Origin of the sequence: Thermococcus sp. Bubb.Bath, assembly GCF_012027595.1 — an archaeon.
In the GTDB taxonomy this organism is placed as follows: domain Archaea; phylum Methanobacteriota_B; class Thermococci; order Thermococcales; family Thermococcaceae; genus Thermococcus.
The window spans coordinates 68,561-88,035 of record NZ_SNUR01000006.1 but is presented as its reverse complement, the minus strand read 5'-3'; the positions used below and the strand labels follow the sequence as shown (position 1 = coordinate 88,035).

The following is a 19,475-nucleotide window of genomic DNA, read 5'->3' as shown; positions in this document are numbered from 1 at the left end:
CGGTTAGTGCTCGGTGTTCTCACGAGGAGGGTGTCTTTTGATGAAACTTTGCTTGCAAAGTTTCAGCACTCATTTTTTTACCATTCCAGCGTCCTCAACGGATGAAGACAATCGTGTGTCATTTTCCAAGGATTATCTCAAAGGGCTCCAACGGAAATCTGCGAAACCTTTAAATACCCTTTGAACAACGGGGCATTGTCAGGTTTTCTCTGTTCTATACAGACTACAAGGGGTGTTACAGTTGAGCGGAAACGCAAACGGCGCAAAAGGCACCACAACCGTTGGTGTAGTTTGTAGAGAAGGCGTTGTACTGGCGGCAGACAGAAGGGCGACCCTAGGCAACATGATCACATCAAAGGAAGTCACCAAGATATTCCAGATAGACGATCACTTAGCCATGGCCGGAGCGGGGCTCGTCGGGGACATACTCAGCTTTGCGAGGCTTCTGAAGGCCGAAGCAAAGCTCTACCGGGCGGAAGTGGGCAAGGTGATGTCAGTAAGGGCACTGGCCAACCTCGTCTCGAACATCCTCCACGGGAGCAGATACGCACCGTACTTCGCATGGTTCATAATAGGGGGCTACGACTTGAAGCCAGGCCTGTACTCCGTCGACGCCGCCGGGGGAATTACCGAGGAGCTTTTCGTGGCGGCCGGTTCTGGAATGGAGTTCGCCCTGGCCATACTTGAAAACGGTTTCTCAAAGGGTATGAACCTTGAAGAGGGAATGAAGCTCGCCGCGAGGGCAGTTAACGCTGCCATAAAGCGCGATGTTTATACTGGAGAGGGCATAACGGTTGTTACTATCACGGAGGAAGGTTACAAAGAGCTTGACAGGGAGAAGGTAAAAGCTCTTCTGGAGTGAGGTGATGGCTTTGATCAGAAGGGAAACTTTTGTCGATGACATTCTCAAGGATATTAGGGCAGTGATAAGCCAGATGGTGCCCAGAGAGGCTAGGGTCACGGAGGTGGAGTTCGAAGGGCCAGAGCTCGTCATATACGTCAAAAACCCCGAGGAGATAATGCGCGATGGGGACCTGATAAAGAACCTCGCCAAGGTTCTGAAGAAGCGCATAAGCGTTCGCCCTGACCCAGAAATACTCCTTCCGCCGGAGAAGGCGGAGGAGATGATAATGCAAATAGTGCCGCCGGAGGCGGAGATAACGAATATAAGCTTCGACCCTTCTGTCGGGGAGGTCATAATAGAGGCCAGAAAACCCGGTCTCGTCATAGGAAAGAACGGCGAGACCCTCAGGGAGATAACGCAACGGGTTCACTGGGCCCCAAGGGCCGTGAGAACCCCGCCGATCCAGAGCCAGACCATCTATTCGATAAGGCAGATCCTCCAGGCCGAGGCGAAGGACAGGAGAAAGTTCCTCCGCCAGGTCGGCAGGAACATCTACCGCAAGCCGGAGTACAAGAGCAGATGGATAAGGGTCACTGGCCTTGGGGGGTTCCGCGAGGTCGGCAGGAGCGCCCTCCTGGTCCAGACGGATGAGAGCTACGTTCTGGTGGATTTTGGTGTCAACGTGGCCGCCCTCAAAGACCCCACCAAAGCCTTCCCGCATTTTGAGGCCCCGGAGTTCCGCTACGTCCTCGATGAGGGCCTCCTCGATGCCATAATCATCACCCACGCTCACCTAGACCACAGCGGTATGCTCCCGTACCTCTTCCGCTACAAGCTCTTCGATGGGCCGATCTACACGACTCCACCGACAAGGGATCTCATGACCCTCCTCCAGCAGGACTTCATTGAAATCCAGCACATGAACGGCGTTGAACCGCTTTACAGGCCGAGGGACATCAAGGAGGTCGTGAAGCACACCATTCCGCTCGACTACGGCGAGGTCAGGGACATAGCACCGGACATAAGGCTCACCCTCCACAACGCTGGCCATATACTGGGCTCGGCCATAGTTCACCTCCACATTGGAAACGGCCTTCACAACATAGCGGTCACCGGCGACTTCAAGTTCATTCCGACGAGGCTCCTTGAACCAGCAGTCTCGCGCTTCCCGCGCGTTGAGACCCTCATAATGGAGTCGACCTACGGAGCCAGCAACGACTACCAGATGCCGCGCGACGAAGCCGAGAAGAGGCTCATAGAGGTCATTCACGACACGATAAAGCGCGGTGGGAAGGTTCTCATCCCAGCGATGGCCGTTGGAAGGGCCCAGGAGATAATGATGGTTCTCGAAGAGTACGCCCGCGTCGGAGGCCTCGAAGTCCCGATATACCTCGACGGAATGATATGGGAGGCCACCGCCATCCACACGGCCTATCCGGAGTACCTGAGTAAGAGGCTGAGGGAGCAGATATTCCACGAGGGCTACAACCCCTTCCTGAACCCCGTGTTCAAGAGCGTCGCCAACAGCAAGGAGAGGCAGGACATCATAGACTCAGGAGAGCCGGCAATAATCATAGCAACGTCGGGTATGCTCGTCGGCGGACCGAGCGTGGAGTACTTCAAGCAGCTCGCCTCGGATCCAAAGAACAGCATGATATTCGTCAGCTACCAGGCCGAGGGAACCCTCGGAAGGCAGGTGCAGCGCGGTCTCCGCGAAATACCGCTCGTTGGAGAGGATGGCAAGACGGAGGTCGTCAACGTCAACATGCAGATACACACCATAGACGGTTTCTCCGGCCACGCGGACAGAAGGGAGCTGATAAGTTACGTCGCAAGGCTCAGGCCAAGGCCGGAGAGGATAATCACCGTCCACGGTGAGGCTCACAAGTGCCTTGACCTCGCTTCAAGCGTACACAAGAAGTTCAACCTCTCCACAAGGGCCCCGAGCAACCTCGACGCCATAAGGCTCAAGTGAGGGTTCTGCCCCCTTTTTCTACAATCCTTCATGTCTTGTGCCCCTTTGGTCCTCTTCTACTATTTAGGAGTACGCTTGGAAAACTTTAAAAAGTATTAGTCCATAAAAACATCGGTGATACGAAGTGGCTGGAGTTCTTGGGGCGCTTGCACTTGTTACGTACGTTCTGGTTGTTGTCATCGTCGGGATAAAGCTATACTTCAAAGCCGATTCCTGGCTTAAAAAAGTGGACAGGGTTATGCCCCCCGCCGAGGGTGGGGCCGTGGCAGGGTACACCATTATCGCCCTGGCTCTCTCGATAATCATTGAGCTCGGTGCCTTTTATGGGTTTAGAAATTCCCCGATTCTCCTAGCCTTCGTGTTCCCTCTCATAGTGGGTTTCACAGAGGAGGGGTCAAAGCTCCTTCCCTACTTTGTATGGAAGGGGGATGTCCTCCGCCGGTGGAGGTTATCCATCAAAGTCGCCCTCTCCTTTGCCATCGTGGAAGCGGTTCTGTACTCGATATTCCTCCTCCTGGCGGGCAACATCCTAGGCATAATCCTCAGGGTAATCGTCATCATGTTCCATGTTTCTTTCACGGCAATAGCACTTTGGGGTGCCCTCAGGGGGTTCGCGCTTGAGGGTTACCTGAAAGCTTCTATCCTCCACGCTCTTTATGACGCCCCGGTTTTCGTTCTCCTTGCCCTCAGAAGCGACCTCGTCACGCTCTTAACAGTCCTCATCTCAACTGCAGGCGTCATCTACACGTACAACAGCGTTGACTGGGCTTTCAGGAGACCATACAAAATGGCAATGGAGAGAATAGAAGAGAAAAAGAGGGAAGCACAACAGTTCTGGGAGGATATGGGAATTACCGGGGATTCCCTTCCCTGATTTTTTCATCTCTTCGCCTTGAACCTCTCTTGGAGTTCGTAGAGTTCCACTATCCTCTCGAGGGTGTCGGCCTCCTCCGGGCTCTTGTCCTCCCTTAAAGCAACGTAGCGCGGGAACCTCAGTGCAAAACCGCTCCTATACTTCGGGCTCTTCTGTATCTCCTGGTAGGTAACCTCTATCACCACTTTGGGCTCTATCTCAACGTATTTGCCTTCCTCCCTGACGATGAGAGGTTTGAGCATCTCCGTGAACTCCACCAAATCTTCATCCGTGAAACCGCTGCCGACTTTTCCGACGGGGACGAACTCGCCACTGTGCTGGTCGAAGGCGGCAACAAGGAAGGAGCCAAGGACGTGCGCTCTCCTGCCCTCGCCCCACTCCGCACCGATTATTACAAGGTCTAGGTCTTCCATCGTAGGCTTAACCTTGAGCCACTTCTTCCCGCGGTTTCCTGGCTCGTATATTGAGTCCAGCCGCTTCGCCATGACACCCTCGTGTCCGAGTTCTAGGGCGCGCTTGTAGAACTTCTCAGCTTCACCTGCATCGTCGGTTACAAGCTGCACGGCGAGCTTTATCCTCTCGCTTTCCTTTACTATCTCCTCAAGCTTCTTTCGCCTGTCCACGAACTCCGTTTCTATGAGACTCTCACCATCGACGAACATAACATCGAAGAGGTTGAGTTCCAGGGGAATCTTCTCAATCATCTCGTCTATGTTGTACTTTCTCCTGAAGCGCCTCAGGACGTACTGAAACGGTCTCGGCCTTCCACCGTCTTCGATGGCCACGAGTTCGCCCTCCACTATGGCCTTCTCCGGCTTGAGGGCCTCCTTTATCGCCTTAACAACCTCCGGGATTGATTTTGTGACGTTCTCAAGCCTGCGGGAATAGATGACCACCCTGTCGCCGTTCTTGTGCACCTGAACGCGGGCACCGTCGTACTTTATCTCGAAGGCAGCCTTGCCGCCCATCTCCTTGAGTGCGTCCTCCACGCTGGCAGCGTTCTGTGCCAGCATCGGCCTTATTGGCTTCCCTACCTGGATTTCCACTTTGGAGAGACCCTCGTCCCCCTGGAGCTTCGCCACCTTGGCGACGTAGCCGAAGTCGCTGGTCAGCATGTAGGCCCTCTCAACGAGCTCCGGCTTTACCCTGAACGCCTCTCCCATCGCGTCCCTCAGTATGCCCTCGGCAACGCCCGTTCTCATCGTCCCCAGGACGGTTCTCGCCATGTACTTCCCCTCCTCAGGTTGAGCGTCCATGAAGAGGTTGGCTAAGTACTTCATCTTCCTGTCCTGGCTCCCCTCCCCGCTCGCCTCGGCAATCTTAACGAAGGTGTCATAAACGCGCTTTATCGTGAGGGGCTGGGAGAAAAAGCTCTTCTGCTTCTTTTTCTTTATGGCGAGGGCCACGCTCTCACCGAGGTCTCCAGTGTCCCTAACCGAATCCTCAATCTCCTTGTCTTGGACTCCGGTTGCAATGGAGACAGCTTTTATGAGGAGTTTTTCGCCAACCCCCAGTTCCCTCTCGTCCCAGTCAGGAAAGACCTTTCCAAGGATCAGATATGGGATTATCTCGAGGAGTTCATCGGGGGTCTTCTTCAGGAACTCGGCGACGAACTTCGTCTTGAGCGTTTTGAGTGTGGTCTTTTCAAGCCTGCGATAGAGGTCGGCCAATTCGGAGTAGCGCATGTCACTCATTCTCACCACCGGATAAGATACGGCAAAGGGGGATAAAAGGGTAGCGGGAGGTTTAAATATGGGGAAACTAAGATATCATCGATGATGGAGGAGATACTCCGAGAACTCGAAGTTGCAGAGGAGGAACTCTCATCAGCGTTCATACTTTTTGATTATGGTAAATACAGGGACACCATAAGCAGGGCGTATTACGCGGTATTCCATGCCGCAAGGGCTTTTCTGCTCATTAAGGGCCTCTCACCGCGCAAACATTCGGGCGTTGTTTCACTGTTCGGGAAGGAAGCAGTGCTAAAGGGCACAGTTGAAGATGAATATGGCAAAATCTTGACAAAAGCTTTCCAGATGCGAACACTAGCGGATTACAACGTCCTCTACGCTCCCAGTCGGGAGGAAGCGGAGGCCGTTCCTGAGGACGCAGAGAGGTTCGTTGAGAAGCTCCGAGAGGTGATTGAACATGAATCCAAGAAAGGCGGCGGTTGATGAGTTCCTCCAACGCTTGAAGGATAAATTCTACAATAGAATCGATGGAATCTATCTGTTCGGCTCTTACGTCAGGGGGAACTACGACGAGGAAAGCGATATTGATATCCTAATAGTCGGTGAGCTCACCCTTGATGGGGTTATGGACGATGTTTTCGAAGTCCTGCTGAAATACGGTGTCCTCCTCAATGTCATAGTGGAACTGCCCGGGCAGTTTGAAAAATGGAAGGAAAGCTCTTTCCACAAGGCGATTTTCAGTGAGGGCATCAGGGTGTACTAACCAACCCACCGCCCGACCTTGGGCTTCTCTTGGTGTATCTCCGCAACGTCGTAGGGCAGCCCTATGTCGGCCAGCAGATCCTTTGCCTTCTCAACTTCATCTCCGCGGACGATGGTGAAGAGGCCCTTCCCGAGCATTATCATTGAGCTCGGGTTCTCCAGGACTTTATCAAGCTCCCTTGCCATCTCAAGGAGTTCCCCCGACAGGAGGCCCGTCTTTTCAGCGAAGTCCCTGGCCAGAACCATCATCCTCTCCGGCCTGGGGTCTCCGAGGAGGGCATCGAGGGCGTTTCTCCCCTCAACTTCGATGGCACTCACCACATCGCTATCTAAGACTTCCTTCGTGGAGAGTCTACCGAGTGGAACAACCAAGACTTTGTAGTCCTCAAAGAAGAGGTTATCGGTAACGCCCACGCCAGGGGCGCCTGGCTTTATCCTCATCTCGATTCCCCCAGCGAGCTGGCCTATCACATCGCCGAGGCCACCTCTGTATTTCACCTCGGCCTCGTGGGCGAGCTGAGCGGCCTTGAGCCAGGTCCCTCCAAAGGCGTAGCTCAAAGCTAACGCAGTTCCGAGGGCACCGCCGGCGCTGTTTCCGAAGCCGTAGCCGTTCGGAAAGTCGAAGTACTGCCAGATTTCAACCTCTCCAATGAAGTCCTGCGGAACAAGCTTTTCAGCGACGTAGTATGTTATCTCGGCACCTTCTCTCTTCACGGGCTCCCCGTTGAAAGCAGCGTGTATGTGCCTCCCAAGCGTTCCAGTTTCAATGCTCGCGAAGACAGTGGTGCCCTTTGAGAGGTTTATCCCCGCGCCGAGGGAGCCCGCTTTAAGGGGCTCACCGTGGAAGACCGGAATGAAGAACGCCGTTATGTGCGCTGGAACGAAGGCCCTGACCAGCATTCACTCACCTCCCACAACTTCCACCACCTCCCCCCTTCCAGGTGGAAGGATAGCGTTTAGGTCCTCTTCCCTTAGCTCGTAGCCCCACTTTTTGAACAGGACTTTTATTCTCTTCACCAGCTCACCCTTCCTCATCGAGCCGGGCCTTATTACAATGTACCTGTCCGTGTGAGCCTTTATAGCGTCCACCGGGGCGCAGAGGACATAGTCCTCCCCTTCGTAGTTCACCACCCCCACCGCGAGCTTGAGTGGAAGTCCATGCATCCAGTTGCGCTTTCCGTACACCATGAAGGCACCCTTACCGAGGTATTCGCCGCTCGGCGTCTGCTTGGTGACCTGGTTGGGGTAGGCCCAGTAGGCGTCCTCACTGTAAACGCCCCTGCTCCAGGCCTTGCTCATGGAAACCGCGAACTGGCAGGCCTCGAGGATGGTCTTCTCCCCCGCTTTCCCCCCATCTTTGATGACGACGTGCGGTGCCCCGTAAACGTCGGCGTGACAGTAGAGGTCGTTCTCGTCCATGTGCCTCTTAATGAGCATCTCGTTCGTACTGGCGTCCTTCCCGGCCAGAACTAGGAAGCCCTCGCTCGAGATGAACCAACGGAACTTCTCGAACCACTTCTTCTTTCTCCGCTCGATGCGCTTGACGTTGAGCTCCTTCTTTATCTCCTCCTCGATGAGCTTCTCCACCTCGATGAGCTTCCTCTTAGTGTCCTCATAGGCCTTTAGGGCTCCTTCATACTTGTGGCGGAACTTCTTGGCCTTCTCGTAGTAGAGTTCGGCGTTCTCGCCTATGCTCCTGTTTAGGTAGAGCTTCACCTTCTTGCCATCGAGTTCTATCGTTACCGTCTTCTCCTTAGGGTCGGTTCCCCTAACCATGAGCGCCGCTTTGGTTCCTGCCTTCTTGCCCTTTTCTATACGTTCCTTGAACTCGTCCCAGCCGAGCGTTTCGGTAGCTTTTCTAAACTCCTCCAGAAGGCGCTCCACGAGTGAGAAGTTGGCGTAGATGAGGTCGCCTATCTCCTGGTTGGCCTTTGCTCCCTCCTTGAAGCCCCTCAGCATCTCCTCCTGCTTTTTGAGCGTCATGAGAAGCTGTCTCTTCTTACCCTCCAGTCTCTTTGTCTGCTCGAACCGGGCCTTTTCGATGGTTATCTTTCCAAAATACTCGTCGAGAGCCTCACTGAAGGTGTTGAAATACTTCTTCTCAAGCCCCTCGTATATCTTCAGCTCTATCGGGACGACGTCGTGCATCGCCCCATCTTTGAAGACTATGTTGGGCTTCGGCTCGTCGTTGAATGTTCTCATCATTGCATCGTAAACCTTCATCAGGTCATCATCGCTGAGCTCCCTCACGGGCGTAGTCTTCTCGAAGCCGGCGCGGATTGAGATTTCTTCGGCGTACATGCCACCCATGTTGAGCTTCCTGGCAAGGGTGCGGACGAGCTCAAGGCCTTCTTCCTCGCGCATCAGCTCCAGAAAGCGCTCTGATGTTACCTCCAGAGGGTTCTCTCTGGCCGGTGGATACCGGTAGTCTGCCTTCGGCATTATCCTCCTGTCCTTGTACTCCTCGTAGCGGAGAGCAGCGACAATTTTGCTTTCGGAATCGACGAGGATTACGTTTCCCCTCCTAAAGAGCTCGCCGATGAGGGTGTAATCCCCAATCCGGATTTTGACTATCCTGTCGAACTGATGCTGCTCGATGGCGTCTATGAAGCCCCCGCCAAGGTGTTTCCTTAGAAGCATCGTGAAGCTTGAGGGCTGTTTCGGCGCCTCCTTGATGTAGCTCGTAATGTGGAGCCTCTTCCCAGCCTCCAGAATGAGGTCGGCCCTTCCCTCTTTAGTCCTCAACTTGAATCTTATCTCGTTGCCGTCATGATAGACTTTATCAACTCGAGAGCCAACGAGCCACTGGAGCTCCCTGACTATGTAACGTATGTCAACGGAACTCATCCCTTCCTTCATTCTCCCACCTAAAAAGAGTTGGAGGGGAGGTTTAAAGAGCTTGTCTCCATCGGGTGAAAATCACCACGCAAAAGCCACAACTATCGCGGCGGCTATAGCGAGGGCGGCCCTGTAAATGTCGGAACCTTCGCCCTCGAAGGTCTCGTCCAGGAAGATCCAAGCAATACCGGCAACGCCTATATCGAACAGGATTTTTCCGAGCTTGGTCATGGCGCTAAGAGGCATTCCGAGGACAGTTACTATGGCACCGAGCAGGAGTATACCTATAATCCCCATCAGCAACCCGCTTCCGACCTCTTTCTTTATCGACTCCATTGAAACCACCAGTAGTACTCAAGGGCGTTAGGTTAAATTAACCTTTCCCTCTGGGCATGGATGCACATTTTCATGCTAAGGCTCAGGTGAGGACACGCTAACGTTAAATACTCAAATGTGTAACCACTCCTGGTGATACTATGAAAGGATACCTCACTTTCGTTCTTCACACGCACATTCCCTACGTAAGGAAGCACGGAAAGTGGCCCTTCGGGGAGGAATGGGTCTTCGAAGCCATAAGCGAGACATACATCCCGCTACTCATGGAGTTCGAGAGGCTCAGGGACTCAGGGGTAAGGTTCGGCATAGTGATAAACATGACCCCTGTTCTGGCGGAGCAGCTAACGGACGAGTACATGAAACGGGGATTCGAGGAGTACATGGAGAGAAAGCTGAAGGCGATGGGAGAAGACCTGAAGTCGGGGAAGTACGACGAGAAGGCCGTCTCATACATGCTGAACTACTTCAGGAAAGTCCACGACTACTGGAAGGCGATAAACGGGGATATAATCGGAAAGCTCAGGGAGCTTCAGGACCAGGGATACATCGAGATTATCACCTCGGCGGCCACCCACGGCTACCTTCCGCTCCTTGGAAGGGACGAGGCAATAAGGGCGCAGATAGCGAACGGCGTTGCAACCTACGAGAAGCACTTCGGAAGAAAACCTAGAGGGATATGGCTCCCGGAGTGTGCATACAGGGCCACCGGCGAGTGGGAGCTTCCGGGCGGGAGAAAGGTAAAGAGGGGGGGAATAGAGCGCTTTTTGGAAGAGTTCGGACTGAAGTACTTCTTCGTCGAGAGCAGACTTATCGACGAGGGGCCGGCTAGCAAGGTCTACGGAGAGGTTCTCCTGGCTGATACTGAAAAAACGACCCTGAGGCCCTACTGGATAAAAGGTTCCAGCGTGGTAGTCTTCGCCCGCAACAGGGAGACGGGCCACCAGGTCTGGAGCGCACACTACGGTTACCCCGGTGACTTCTACTACCGTGAGTTCCACAAGAAAGCACCGGAGAGCGGCGGCCAGTACTGGAGGATAACGAGCAAGGATGCTGACATAGGCGAGAAGGAGTTCTACGACCCAGAGGTGGCTATGGAGCGCGTGGAGGAGCACGCCAGGCACTTCGCCTCGCTCGTTGAGAGACTGCTGAGGGAGCATGAGGCAAAGTTCGGCGAGAAAGGCATCATCGTGTCCCCATACGACACAGAGCTCTTCGGCCACTGGTGGTTTGAGGGTGTGAAGTGGCTTGGCAGGGTCCTTGAGCTGCTCTACCAGAGGGGGGTAGCGACGCCGACGCTTTCGAGGTTCCTCGAGGACTACTCAGGAGAGAAGCACGAGATAAAGCTCCCAGAGGGTTCATGGGGAGCTAACGCAGACCACTCGACATGGTGGAACGAGGAAACCGAGTGGACATGGCCACACATCTACCGCGCAGAGGACAGGATGGTGGCGATAGCGAGCCGCTTCCATGGAGGGGATGAGCTAACCAGCAGGGCGATAGAGCAGCTGGCGAGGGAGCTTCTAATACTTGAGGCGAGCGACTGGCAGTTCCTCATAACGACGGGGCAGGCAAAGGAGTATGCCAAGAGAAGGGTCTTAACCCACAGCAGGGACTTCCACAGGTTGGCCAACGAGCTGGTAAAATACCTCAAGACCCGCAAGTTCGACGTTAAGCTCCTCGAAGAGTTGGAAGAGCGCGACAATCCATTCAGACCCGTCCTCGTTGAACCGTACGTTAGCGAGAATCCGCCAGAGCTTGAGGAGTACGTTGAGCCTCCGAAGGTTCTGCCAGAGAAGAGAGAGGATAGCAAAGCGGAGCCCAAAGTTCTCACGGAGAAGGCAACTTCCGTGGCTATGATAGTGAAGAAGGCCAAGCCCGCCAGGGAGGAACCCAGGGAGAGAAAGAAAAAGAAGACCGTTGAAGCTTCAAAGAAACAGAAAAGAAAGCCCTCAAAGTCAAAGAAGCCAACCAAAAATGCAAGTGCCTCAAAACAGGCCAAAGCAGGCAAGACGACCCTAGCAGAGGAATCTTCCGACCTACTCTCCATTAAGGGTATCGGTCCCAAGACCCTCAAAAAGCTCCAGACAGCAGGGATCACCAGCATCGAAGACCTGAAGAAGGCAAACCCTGATGAAGTTGCCAAAAAGGCTGGCATATCGCCAAAGATACTCAGAAAGTTCATTGCACAGATTAAGTGAACCTTTTCTTTTCAAAACCTTTTTAGCAACTTTTTTTCAACTACCTGTTTGGTGATCCCATATGAAAATGATTGAGGCAGTCCTCCGGCCAGAGGATTTTGAGACAATTAAGAAAGCACTAAAGAGCGCTGGCTACGTTTCTCTAACGGCCCACCCAGTTCGAGGGAGGGGCGTTCAGGGCGGAATTCCACCCTACGATCTCCTGCCGAAGATGAAGATTGAGATAGTTGTCCCTGACAAGGACGTTGAGAGTGTCATCGAAACCATCGTGAGACACGCGAAGAGAGGTATCCCCGGCGATGGAAAGATATTCATCCTACCGGTTTACAACGCCGTGAGAATAAGGACAGGGGAGAGGGGAGAAGAAGCCCTCCGCTAAAGGAAAGCGTGTCTGTGCCTGTAGAGGCCCACTGAGGAACTCAGCACCAGGTAGAGCTCGACGGCCGCCAGCAGTATTAGGACGATAAGGTAACCCTTCGCGAAGGCCGTGCTCTTGCTGAGATTCTGGGCTATTTTCGCTATCTTCGCGGGGTCGTTTAGGCTTCTCATCCCGTAGCTCAGCGCCATAGCCCCTACTATCACAGGTATCGGAATGGCTGAATACGCGAGGAGAAGGCCCAGGTACCCCCTCCGCTGAAGGGAGAGCATTGAGAGGATTATGGGTATCGCCAGGATCAGGGCAGTTATCGCCAGAAACTGGTTTAGATAGACCCCTGTCAGGACGAAGAACGACGTCATCCCGAACAGATACTTCCTGTACTCCTTTTTGAGCTCTTTGATCTTCTCCGGCTTAAAGTCGTACTCCGCGGAGAGGGAGTAGAGCTCTATCCTGCCCGCCAGCTTTATGTACTTCCGCTTTCCCATCTCCTCGATTCTCTTATCGGTGCTGTTCAGTTTGAACTCCTTCGCCTTCTTGAAGAAGAACTCGGCGAGCTCCTCGTTTTCCTTCTCTGCCTCTTCTGCCACCTTCCTAAAGTTCGAAGCCGCATTTCCTATTCTTCTTTTGACGGTTTCTTTCTCCTTCTGAGAGAGGACCTTTAGTCTATCGATTCTATCCAGAGCTGACTCCAGAACCTCGGCTGTCTCAAGAAGAACTTCCTTACTCTTCACGAGAACACCTCCAAAATATAAAAGAAGAGGGGGCTTAAGACCCTTGCGATTCCTTCTCCGACTTCATGAGCTTTGTGATGCTCCAGTAGACCAACCAGAGGATGATGGCCCATGCGATCAACATGTAGACTACCCAGCTTCCCATCGTCATCACCTCAGACCTTGATGATTACCTCGTTCTTCTCCAGCTCTTCGCCGTACTTCTTCTTGATGGCATAGTAGCTCTCGATTGCACCAATGATGAACATTGTTATTATCGCAGTCCACGGTGCGACTCCTATCCTTCCAGTAACGAAGCTCTTGAAGGTTCCAATCAGTGGTAGGAGGAGGAGTATTGGCGCGATGTAAAGGATAATCGGCTTGTACCATCCCGGAACCGTCATCCAAGAACCTTCGTGGAGCTCCTTCCAGAAGTTGTCGGGCTTGAAGAGGTACACTGCAACTATGATGTCAACGAGGGCCAGCAGCGTGAGCTGGAAGCTAACCCACGAGTCAAGCTGGTTCATGTAGCCGCTGATGTATATAACTGGCAGTCCCATGATGAAGTATAGTACCAAGACAACCCAGGTTCCCATCGATCTCTTGATGTGGAGGTCTTCTTCAAGAAGGGCCACGAGGTAGTTGTACATGGCTATTGCGGATGTGAATCCCGCGAACCAGAGCAGGAGGAACCAGAGTGCACCAAAGGTCCTGCCGGCGATGCCCCCCATACTAACGAAGGCGTTTGGCAGACTCGTGTACGAGAAACCGAGTCCGAAGTTGTGACCGATCCATGCAAGTGCGGCGCTCTTACCCTTCGCAAGTACATCGGCCGGGACAATATTAGGAGCGTAGGCAGTAGCAATGGGTATGGCCAGTGAACCTCCAAGGATGACCTCAGCGAACTCGTTGAGTGAAACGGTTGCGAGACCGCTGAGGGCAACATCATCCTTCGGACCTAGGTAGCTGGCGTAGTTCTGGATGATACCCATACCGAGCGAGAGCGTGAAGAATATCTGCCCCGTTGCCGCGAGCATGACGCTCCATAGGTGGGCACCTAGGTAGCTCCAGTTCGGAGTCCAGATGAACTTAAAGCCGTCTATGGTGCTCCAGTTGGGGTCGATCGGTGAGCCAAGGACGAAGACGTAGCCCACCATAAGGATGGCGAAGATGTAGAGGAGCGGCATCATTACCTTGACCCAGCGCTCGATACCCTTACTGACACCCTGACCAACTGCTATAGCTAGTAGGACCACTGTGATACCCCAGAACAGGAACACTTCACCGTGGTTGCTCAGGTAGTTGTTGAAGAACGTACCGCTGTTGTGCCCAAAATATGAGCCCGCGGCGCTGAAGTACGTGTATGCCGCCGACCATCCGATGAGGTGCAAGTAGTAGCTGTTCAGGAGAACCGTCAGTGCAAACGCCAGCATTCCTGCAAAGACACCGAACCACAGGGCGGTTCTCGGCTTGACGCTCTCCCTGGACATCAGGTAGTACGTTGGACCGAGTGTACCGTGACCATACTTCCCACCATAGCGACCGGCGACCCACTCGACCCACATCACTGGAATACCAAGGAAGAACAGTGCTATGAAGTACGGCACCATGAAGGCGCCGCCACCGTTCTGGGCGACCTGCGTTGGGAATCGGACGAAGTTACCAAGGCCGACTGCGTTTCCGGCCATTGCCAGAATCAATCCAATTTTACTTGCCCATTGATCCCTTTGCTCCAACTTTATTCACCCCCGATTTAGTATGGCACCAAGATGACTAAAGGTGCCCCTCAGTTCAAACATGTGCACTGGTATCTACGACCAACTACTTTAAAATCCTTTCGGAGAAACGGCGAGTTATGCCCAGAGAATTTGGATAATGGAATTACTAAATCAAATTTTATTCGAAACGGTGTCAATTGGACGCTCTTCACTAATAGGGACTGAGTAATCACTAGCTGAGTAGGAACAAGAACCATGGAGAGACGGCCATCGAACCGCACCGGTAAGTTTATTAAGGAATTTTTAATAGCCGCTACTGAAAATTGAAAACTTTGTTGTTGGGGGGAGATGTATGAAGAAAATCCTGGCCATATCCGTGCTCATCCTGCTGGTTGTGGCGGCAGGATGCTTGGGTTCGGGATCAAACTCCAGCACATTAAACTCGAATACATTGAAAACCAACACATCAAACTCCGGCACATCGAGTACAACGGGGACACAGACCCTCGTGGTCTATTCATACACGAGCTTTGCCAGTGTAGCAAAAGCCACGATACCCAAGTTCGAGAAGAAGTACGGGGTTAAGGTCCAGCTGGTGACAATGGGAGACGCTGGGGAGGTTCTCAACAGGCTCATCCTCGAGAAGGACAACCCGCAGGCGGACGTTGTAGTGGGCATAGACAACAGCTATCTCCAGAAGGCCCTCGATGCTGGAATCCTTGAGCCGTACAAGCCAGAGAACGCGGATGTTATTCCAAAATGGATTGTGAAAGACTTCGACCCAACTTTCCACCTCACACCGTACGATTATGGTGCGATAGCCATAGTATACAAGAAGAACGAGATCAGCAACCCACCGAAGACGTTTGAAGACCTCACGAAGCCGGAGTGGAAGGGCAAGCTCATAGTTGAGGACCCCAGGACCAGCTCCACAGGGATGGCGTTCCTACTATGGACAATAAAGATGTACGGGGACAGATGGCCCTACTACTGGGAGAAACTCAAGGAAAACGACGTTAGGATAGTGGACAGCTGGGACGCGGGATGGGAGATGTGGGACAAAAGTAAGGGTATGCTCTTCGTGAGCTACGCCACAGACCCAGCGTATGCTTCTTACTACGCCAACAACAGCGAACCCAACATAGGCGCCATCCTTCTGAACGGAACCGCGTACATTCAGATAGAGGGAGCGGGTATAGTCAAAGGGGCTAAACATCCGGAGCTAGCCAAGAAGTTCATCGAATGGCTCCTCACACCGGACTTCCAGAATGAGGTGCCAACTCATCAGTGGATGTACCCGGTCAACCCCAACGCAAAGCTCCCGGAGGCATACAAGTACGCGGCCAAAGTGGAGAACCCAGTTACCCTTAAGCCCTCTGAAATAGCCAGCAAATACCAAACCTGGCTCAAGCAGTGGGTTGCACTAATGGTGCAGGGCAAGAGCCCGGAGGAAGTCATGAACATCACTGGCTGAGTATAGAGTAGCCTACCACATTTATCCCTATCTTTTTTGGAACTTTTCTCGGACTGAACGGAAGCTCAGGAAGTGGCCTCTCCGCTGTGATGGTTCTTCCCTCGATTTCTAGGAGCAACCTCATCCTCCCCGGGAGGAGCTCCCAGTTCAGCACCTCCGCGCTGGTGCCCTCAGTGAGGAGGACGCTCTCTGGCCTGAAGAACACCTTTACCCTACCTTCGGAGGGAGCATCAAAGCAGAGGCTTCCAAGGCATGCCTTCCCCCCCTTCGCTTCCAGCTCAAGGATGTTGGCCGTTCCGAGGAACTTAGCCACGAACTCGTTATCCGGATGATAGTAGAGCTCCAGAGGTTCCCCGACCTGAAGTATCCTCCCGTCCTTCATCACGCCTATCCTGTCACTTATGGCCATAGCCTCCTCCTGGTCGTGGGTGACATATATCGTCGTTGTCCCGGTCTCGCGCTGTATCCTCCTTATCTCACCCCTAAGCCTCTCCCTTATCTTAGCATCAAGATTGCTAAGGGGCTCATCCAGAAGGAGAACGCTCGGTTCAATAACCAGTGCCCTAGCCAGCGCAACCCTCTGCTGCTGTCCCCCTGAGAGCTGCTCCGGGTAACGCTTTTCAAAGCCACTCAAACCCACGAGTTCAAGCGCCTCTCTAACTTGCTTCTCGATTTCTGGTTGGGGAAGGTGTCTCAGCCTCAGCCCGAAGGCGATGTTGTCGAAAACCGTCATATGGGGGAAGAGTGCATAGTCCTGGAAGACTATCCCGATGTTCCTCTCGTAGGGTTCCTTTTCACTGACATCTTCATTACCGAAGAATACGTCCCCCTCTACCTTCTCAAACCCAGCTATGATTCTCAGCGTTGTGGTCTTCCCGCAGCCGCTCGGCCCGAGCAGGGTAAGAAGCTCACCGTCCTTCACCTCAAGTTCTGGAATACTGAGTGTGAAGCCTTCCCTTGAGAGATTTATTCCGCGCAGGGTTACGCTCACCATACTTCCTCACCCGTTCTCTCTATGATGAGAAATCCAGCCAGACTAACCAGCATAAGAACCACGGCCATCGCCGACGCGGGGCCGAACTGCCTAGCTCCAAGGTAGCTGTATATCGCGATGGTAACTGTTGTGTACTTCGGTATGTATATCATGTAGGTCGCCCCAAGCTCGGCAAGGCTCATCGCGAAGGCAAATATTGCACCGACTAGGAGACCCCCAGCGGCTAGGGGTAGCTCAACCGTTAGGAAGGCCCTCAAATCCCCCGCCCCAAGGCTCATCGCCGCCTCGCGGAGGCTGGGCTTTATCTTGCCGAGGGCCGCGGAAACCGCTCTGAGGACGAAGGGATAAGCTATTATTGTATGTGCAAAAACTATGAGGTAGGGACTGCCAAGGAGCCGGAGGGGGCCAGTATGGAACGCCTTTATGTAGCCCAGGCCTATGACAATGGCGGAGGAGCCGAGGGGGAGCATAACAAGGGCGTCAAAAATCCTCTTTCCTGGGAAACGCCACCTCCCGAGTGCATACGCCAGGGGAAGGGAAACGAGGAGACTTAAAAACACGGTCGAGAAACCGAAGAGGAAGGTGTAACCAACCGCGTGGAGGCTGTCCGAGGCGAAGAGTGGGTTGTAGCGCGAGTCGATAAGGTGCTCGTACCATTGAAGGGTGAAGTGACCGCCGTAGGTGAGCGAATCGTACAGGACTGCAAAGAGCGGGGCCACTATGAAGAGGGCAACTAAAAAGGAGTAAGCGAGCATCGCAATCCCCTTAACTCCCAGGAGGTCACGGGGGGAAAGTCTGAGCGGTTTTTGGAAAATCCGCTGCTCCTCAGCGCGGGAGTAGAGCTCCAGGCTTTTGAGGTAGAGGTACATAAAGATGAAGCTCATCGAAAGCTGAATCACCGCAAGGGCCGAGCCGGTTCTGAAGTCGAGGAGGGTCATTATCTCAGTAAAGATTGCCACTTCAATCGTCCCGTAGCGGTATCCGCCGATTATGAGGGGGATTGAGAAGCTGAGGAAGGAGAATATGAAGGTCAGCATGGCCGATGCAAGGATTCCGGGGTAGAGCATGGGGAGGGTAACCTTCCGGAAGAGAGTGAAGCCCCTCGCGCCGAGACTCATCGCAGCTTCTTCGTAGTGGGGGTTGATGCGTTGCCAGAGCGAGGAGACCATCCTGACGACGACCGGAAAGTTGTAGAATGCGTGGGCCAGGATTATGCCCTTCCACGAGTAGAGTATTCCCGGATCCCTGCCCAGGAGGTTGGTTACCAGTCCGTCCTGGCCGAAGAGCAGTATGAATCCAAGGGCGACCATTATGCTGGGCATGACGAACGGAACAGTTAGGAGGGCCTTGACGAAGCGCTTCCCCGGAAAATCGTACTTGGCAAAGATGTAAGCCCCAGGGAGACCTAAAAGGAGCGTCAGAAGGGTCGATGCGATGGCCTGCTCTACGGTGAAGGATATCACGTGACGGTAGTAAGCGTTGAATAGGACGCCGCGGAGGGCCCCAAGGGACAGCCCGTCCTTTAGAATCAGAACTACGGGATAATAAAAGAAGACGATGAGGAAAGCTACCGACGGAAGGAGCAACAGCGGTAAGAGTTTTCTCGTCTTCATCGGGGGGCATTGAAGGACTCCCCCTTAAAACGTTGTCCCCGCTAAACTTATTAGGGGAACCGAAAAGGTTTTAAGTCTATGTGGAAAACTGGACACCGGTGAGTAACGATGTATTATATCGGTAAAGTCAGAAGCCCTCACGGTCCCGGAAAGACGTACGAGAAGATCCTGGAAGAGCTGGAGAAGAGGGGATTCAAGATAAACTTCTCAAAACATCACTGGGCGGGGGATTTGCCCTTCGGGCTCATTGTAGCTGAGGCTGACGGTGGACACGTGGCAATAAGGTGGTCGCTGGGGCGGGAGTTCACCTTCGAGCTCGAAGAGACTGACAGGGAGACCTTCGACGAGTTCGTTGAGGACACTGTGGAGTACACGAACGCCGACTCAGGATGAGCGCTCCGTTTTTACCCTCTCTATCACGTCAAAGATGCTCCAGAGATCCCTTATTACGTGTAGGTGCGGGAGAAGGGTGAGCCTCTCGCGGTTCTTTTCCACGAACTTGGCCGTGAACGGGAAGTAGTACCAGACGTACTCGGTGTTTTCATCCCCGTGGCCTATGAAGCGCCAAGGCTTGTCATCGACCCAGATGAATACTTCATCCCCGTACTTCTCGCGAACCAGCCGGAAAGCCTCATCTATGGTGAGTTCCCTTCCGAAGACGATGACGTCGTCGAAGAGGTCGTAGATTCCCATCTCCTTCAGCCTTCTGGCCTTCATACCGTCTATGAAGTCCTCGGCCGAGAAGGAGATTACGATGTGTCCATGCTCTTTGAGTTTTTTAAGGAGCTCCGGGGAGTCATCTATCGGCTTCGTTAGCTTTGCCCTCTCCTCAAACCACTTCTCAAAAAACTTCGTTCTGAGAAAGAATGGCGGTTTACTTTTCCTTTTGTGTCTTCCAAAGGTAGGTCTTTCGAACTGGAGTTCGATCTTCGTGAGGAGCTTTGCCCAGAGCCCCTTCCCAGGAAGCCAGCGGCACCTCCGCTCAAGCGTCCGTTTGAAGGCCTCTCCTATGCATGAGTAAGTATCGGCGAGCGTCCCGTCGAAATCAAAGGCCACTATCATTCTCACA

General features: G+C 53.4%; 18 protein-coding genes. 9 read left to right on the top strand and 9 right to left on the bottom strand.

Translation table 11 applies throughout. From position 1 onward, the window contains the following. The first annotated feature begins 241 nt into the window (after positions 1-241). From psmB to E3E29_RS10790, 3 genes are all read left to right on the top strand, one after another. Positions 242-862, top strand: a complete 621-nt coding sequence (psmB, locus tag E3E29_RS10800; RefSeq protein WP_167910990.1) for an archaeal proteasome endopeptidase complex subunit beta — start codon at positions 242-244, stop codon at positions 860-862. A gap of 10 nt (positions 863-872) precedes the next feature. Continuing rightward, positions 873-2,819 (top strand): beta-CASP ribonuclease aCPSF1, encoded by a 1,947-nt coding sequence (locus tag E3E29_RS10795; protein WP_167911015.1) that lies wholly within the window; start codon positions 873-875, stop codon positions 2,817-2,819. Positions 2,820-2,943: 124 nt separating this feature from the next. Next, positions 2,944-3,693 (top strand): hypothetical protein, encoded by a 750-nt coding sequence (locus E3E29_RS10790; RefSeq protein WP_167910989.1) that lies wholly within the window; start codon positions 2,944-2,946, stop codon positions 3,691-3,693. A gap of 5 nt (positions 3,694-3,698) precedes the next feature. Here the strand turns inward: E3E29_RS10790 and E3E29_RS10785 are convergent, their stop codons facing one another. Continuing rightward, positions 3,699-5,378 carry an ATP-dependent DNA ligase gene (locus tag E3E29_RS10785; protein ID WP_167911014.1) on the bottom strand — a complete coding sequence of 560 codons (1,680 nt, stop codon included), beginning with the start codon at positions 5,376-5,378 and terminating at the stop codon, positions 3,699-3,701. A gap of 90 nt (positions 5,379-5,468) precedes the next feature. Between E3E29_RS10785 and E3E29_RS10780 the strand changes: the two genes are divergently transcribed. After that, entirely contained in the window at positions 5,469-5,867 is a 399-nt protein-coding gene (locus E3E29_RS10780) for a HEPN domain-containing protein (protein ID WP_167910988.1), read from the top strand. Then, entirely contained in the window at positions 5,842-6,147 is a 306-nt protein-coding gene (locus E3E29_RS10775) for a nucleotidyltransferase domain-containing protein (RefSeq protein WP_167910987.1), read from the top strand. The genes E3E29_RS10780 and E3E29_RS10775 overlap by 26 nt, the downstream gene beginning before the upstream one ends. Here the strand turns inward: E3E29_RS10775 and E3E29_RS10770 are convergent. From E3E29_RS10770 to E3E29_RS10760, 3 genes are read right to left on the bottom strand one after another with little or no spacing between them, the layout of a single operon-like run. After that, positions 6,144-7,046: a pantoate kinase gene (locus E3E29_RS10770; RefSeq protein ID WP_167910986.1), complete on the bottom strand. Its 903-nt coding sequence runs from the start codon at positions 7,044-7,046 to the stop codon at positions 6,144-6,146. The two genes, E3E29_RS10775 and E3E29_RS10770, sit on opposite strands and share 4 nt — an antisense overlap. After that, complete coding sequence (gene rqcH, locus E3E29_RS10765; RefSeq protein ID WP_167910985.1) at positions 7,047-9,005, bottom strand: ribosome rescue protein RqcH; 1,959 nt, start codon at positions 9,003-9,005, stop codon at positions 7,047-7,049. It abuts the gene before it with no gap. 60 nt (positions 9,006-9,065) lie between these two features. Then, a complete protein-coding gene (locus tag E3E29_RS10760) occupies positions 9,066-9,320 on the bottom strand; it encodes a hypothetical protein (protein WP_167911013.1) in 255 nt (84 codons plus the stop codon). Positions 9,321-9,460: 140 nt separating this feature from the next. Between E3E29_RS10760 and E3E29_RS10755 the strand changes: the two genes are divergently transcribed. Then, entirely contained in the window at positions 9,461-11,518 is a 2,058-nt protein-coding gene (locus E3E29_RS10755; RefSeq protein ID WP_167910984.1) for a 1,4-alpha-glucan branching protein, read from the top strand. Positions 11,519-11,579: 61 nt separating this feature from the next. Next, positions 11,580-11,897 (top strand): P-II family nitrogen regulator, encoded by a 318-nt coding sequence (locus tag E3E29_RS10750; RefSeq protein ID WP_167910983.1) that lies wholly within the window; start codon positions 11,580-11,582, stop codon positions 11,895-11,897. On the opposite strand, the gene E3E29_RS10745 is transcribed toward E3E29_RS10750, so the two are convergent. Together E3E29_RS10745 and E3E29_RS10740 are read right to left on the bottom strand one after the other, a co-directional pair. Next, entirely contained in the window at positions 11,894-12,628 is a 735-nt protein-coding gene (locus E3E29_RS10745; RefSeq protein WP_167910982.1) for an alpha-glucosidase, read from the bottom strand. The two genes, E3E29_RS10750 and E3E29_RS10745, sit on opposite strands and share 4 nt — an antisense overlap. A gap of 155 nt (positions 12,629-12,783) precedes the next feature. After that, positions 12,784-14,343, bottom strand: a complete 1,560-nt coding sequence (locus E3E29_RS10740) for a sodium-dependent transporter (protein ID WP_167910981.1) — start codon at positions 14,341-14,343, stop codon at positions 12,784-12,786. A 334-nt stretch (positions 14,344-14,677) separates the two neighbouring features. Here E3E29_RS10740 and E3E29_RS10735 point away from each other — a divergent pair, with 334 nt between their 5' ends. Continuing rightward, positions 14,678-15,799, top strand: a complete 1,122-nt coding sequence (locus tag E3E29_RS10735) for a thiamine ABC transporter substrate binding subunit (RefSeq protein ID WP_167910980.1) — start codon at positions 14,678-14,680, stop codon at positions 15,797-15,799. Here E3E29_RS10735 and E3E29_RS10730 read toward each other — a convergent pair. Together E3E29_RS10730 and E3E29_RS10725 are read right to left on the bottom strand one after the other, a co-directional pair. Beyond that, positions 15,789-16,793: an ABC transporter ATP-binding protein gene (locus tag E3E29_RS10730; protein WP_167910979.1), complete on the bottom strand. Its 1,005-nt coding sequence runs from the start codon at positions 16,791-16,793 to the stop codon at positions 15,789-15,791. The genes E3E29_RS10735 and E3E29_RS10730 overlap by 11 nt on opposite strands. Next, a complete protein-coding gene (locus tag E3E29_RS10725) occupies positions 16,787-18,406 on the bottom strand; it encodes an iron ABC transporter permease (RefSeq protein ID WP_167910978.1) in 1,620 nt (539 codons plus the stop codon). Before E3E29_RS10725 ends, E3E29_RS10730 begins: the two co-directional genes overlap by 7 nt. 108 nt (positions 18,407-18,514) lie before the next feature. On the opposite strand from E3E29_RS10725, the gene E3E29_RS10720 reads away from it, so the two are divergent. After that, positions 18,515-18,799, top strand: a complete 285-nt coding sequence (locus E3E29_RS10720) for a hypothetical protein (RefSeq protein ID WP_167910977.1) — start codon at positions 18,515-18,517, stop codon at positions 18,797-18,799. Here the strand turns inward: E3E29_RS10720 and E3E29_RS10715 are convergent. Then, positions 18,791-19,468, bottom strand: coding sequence for an HAD hydrolase-like protein (locus tag E3E29_RS10715; protein WP_167911012.1), 678 nt, complete (start codon positions 19,466-19,468; stop codon positions 18,791-18,793). The genes E3E29_RS10720 and E3E29_RS10715 overlap by 9 nt on opposite strands. Positions 19,469-19,475 lie beyond the last annotated feature (7 nt).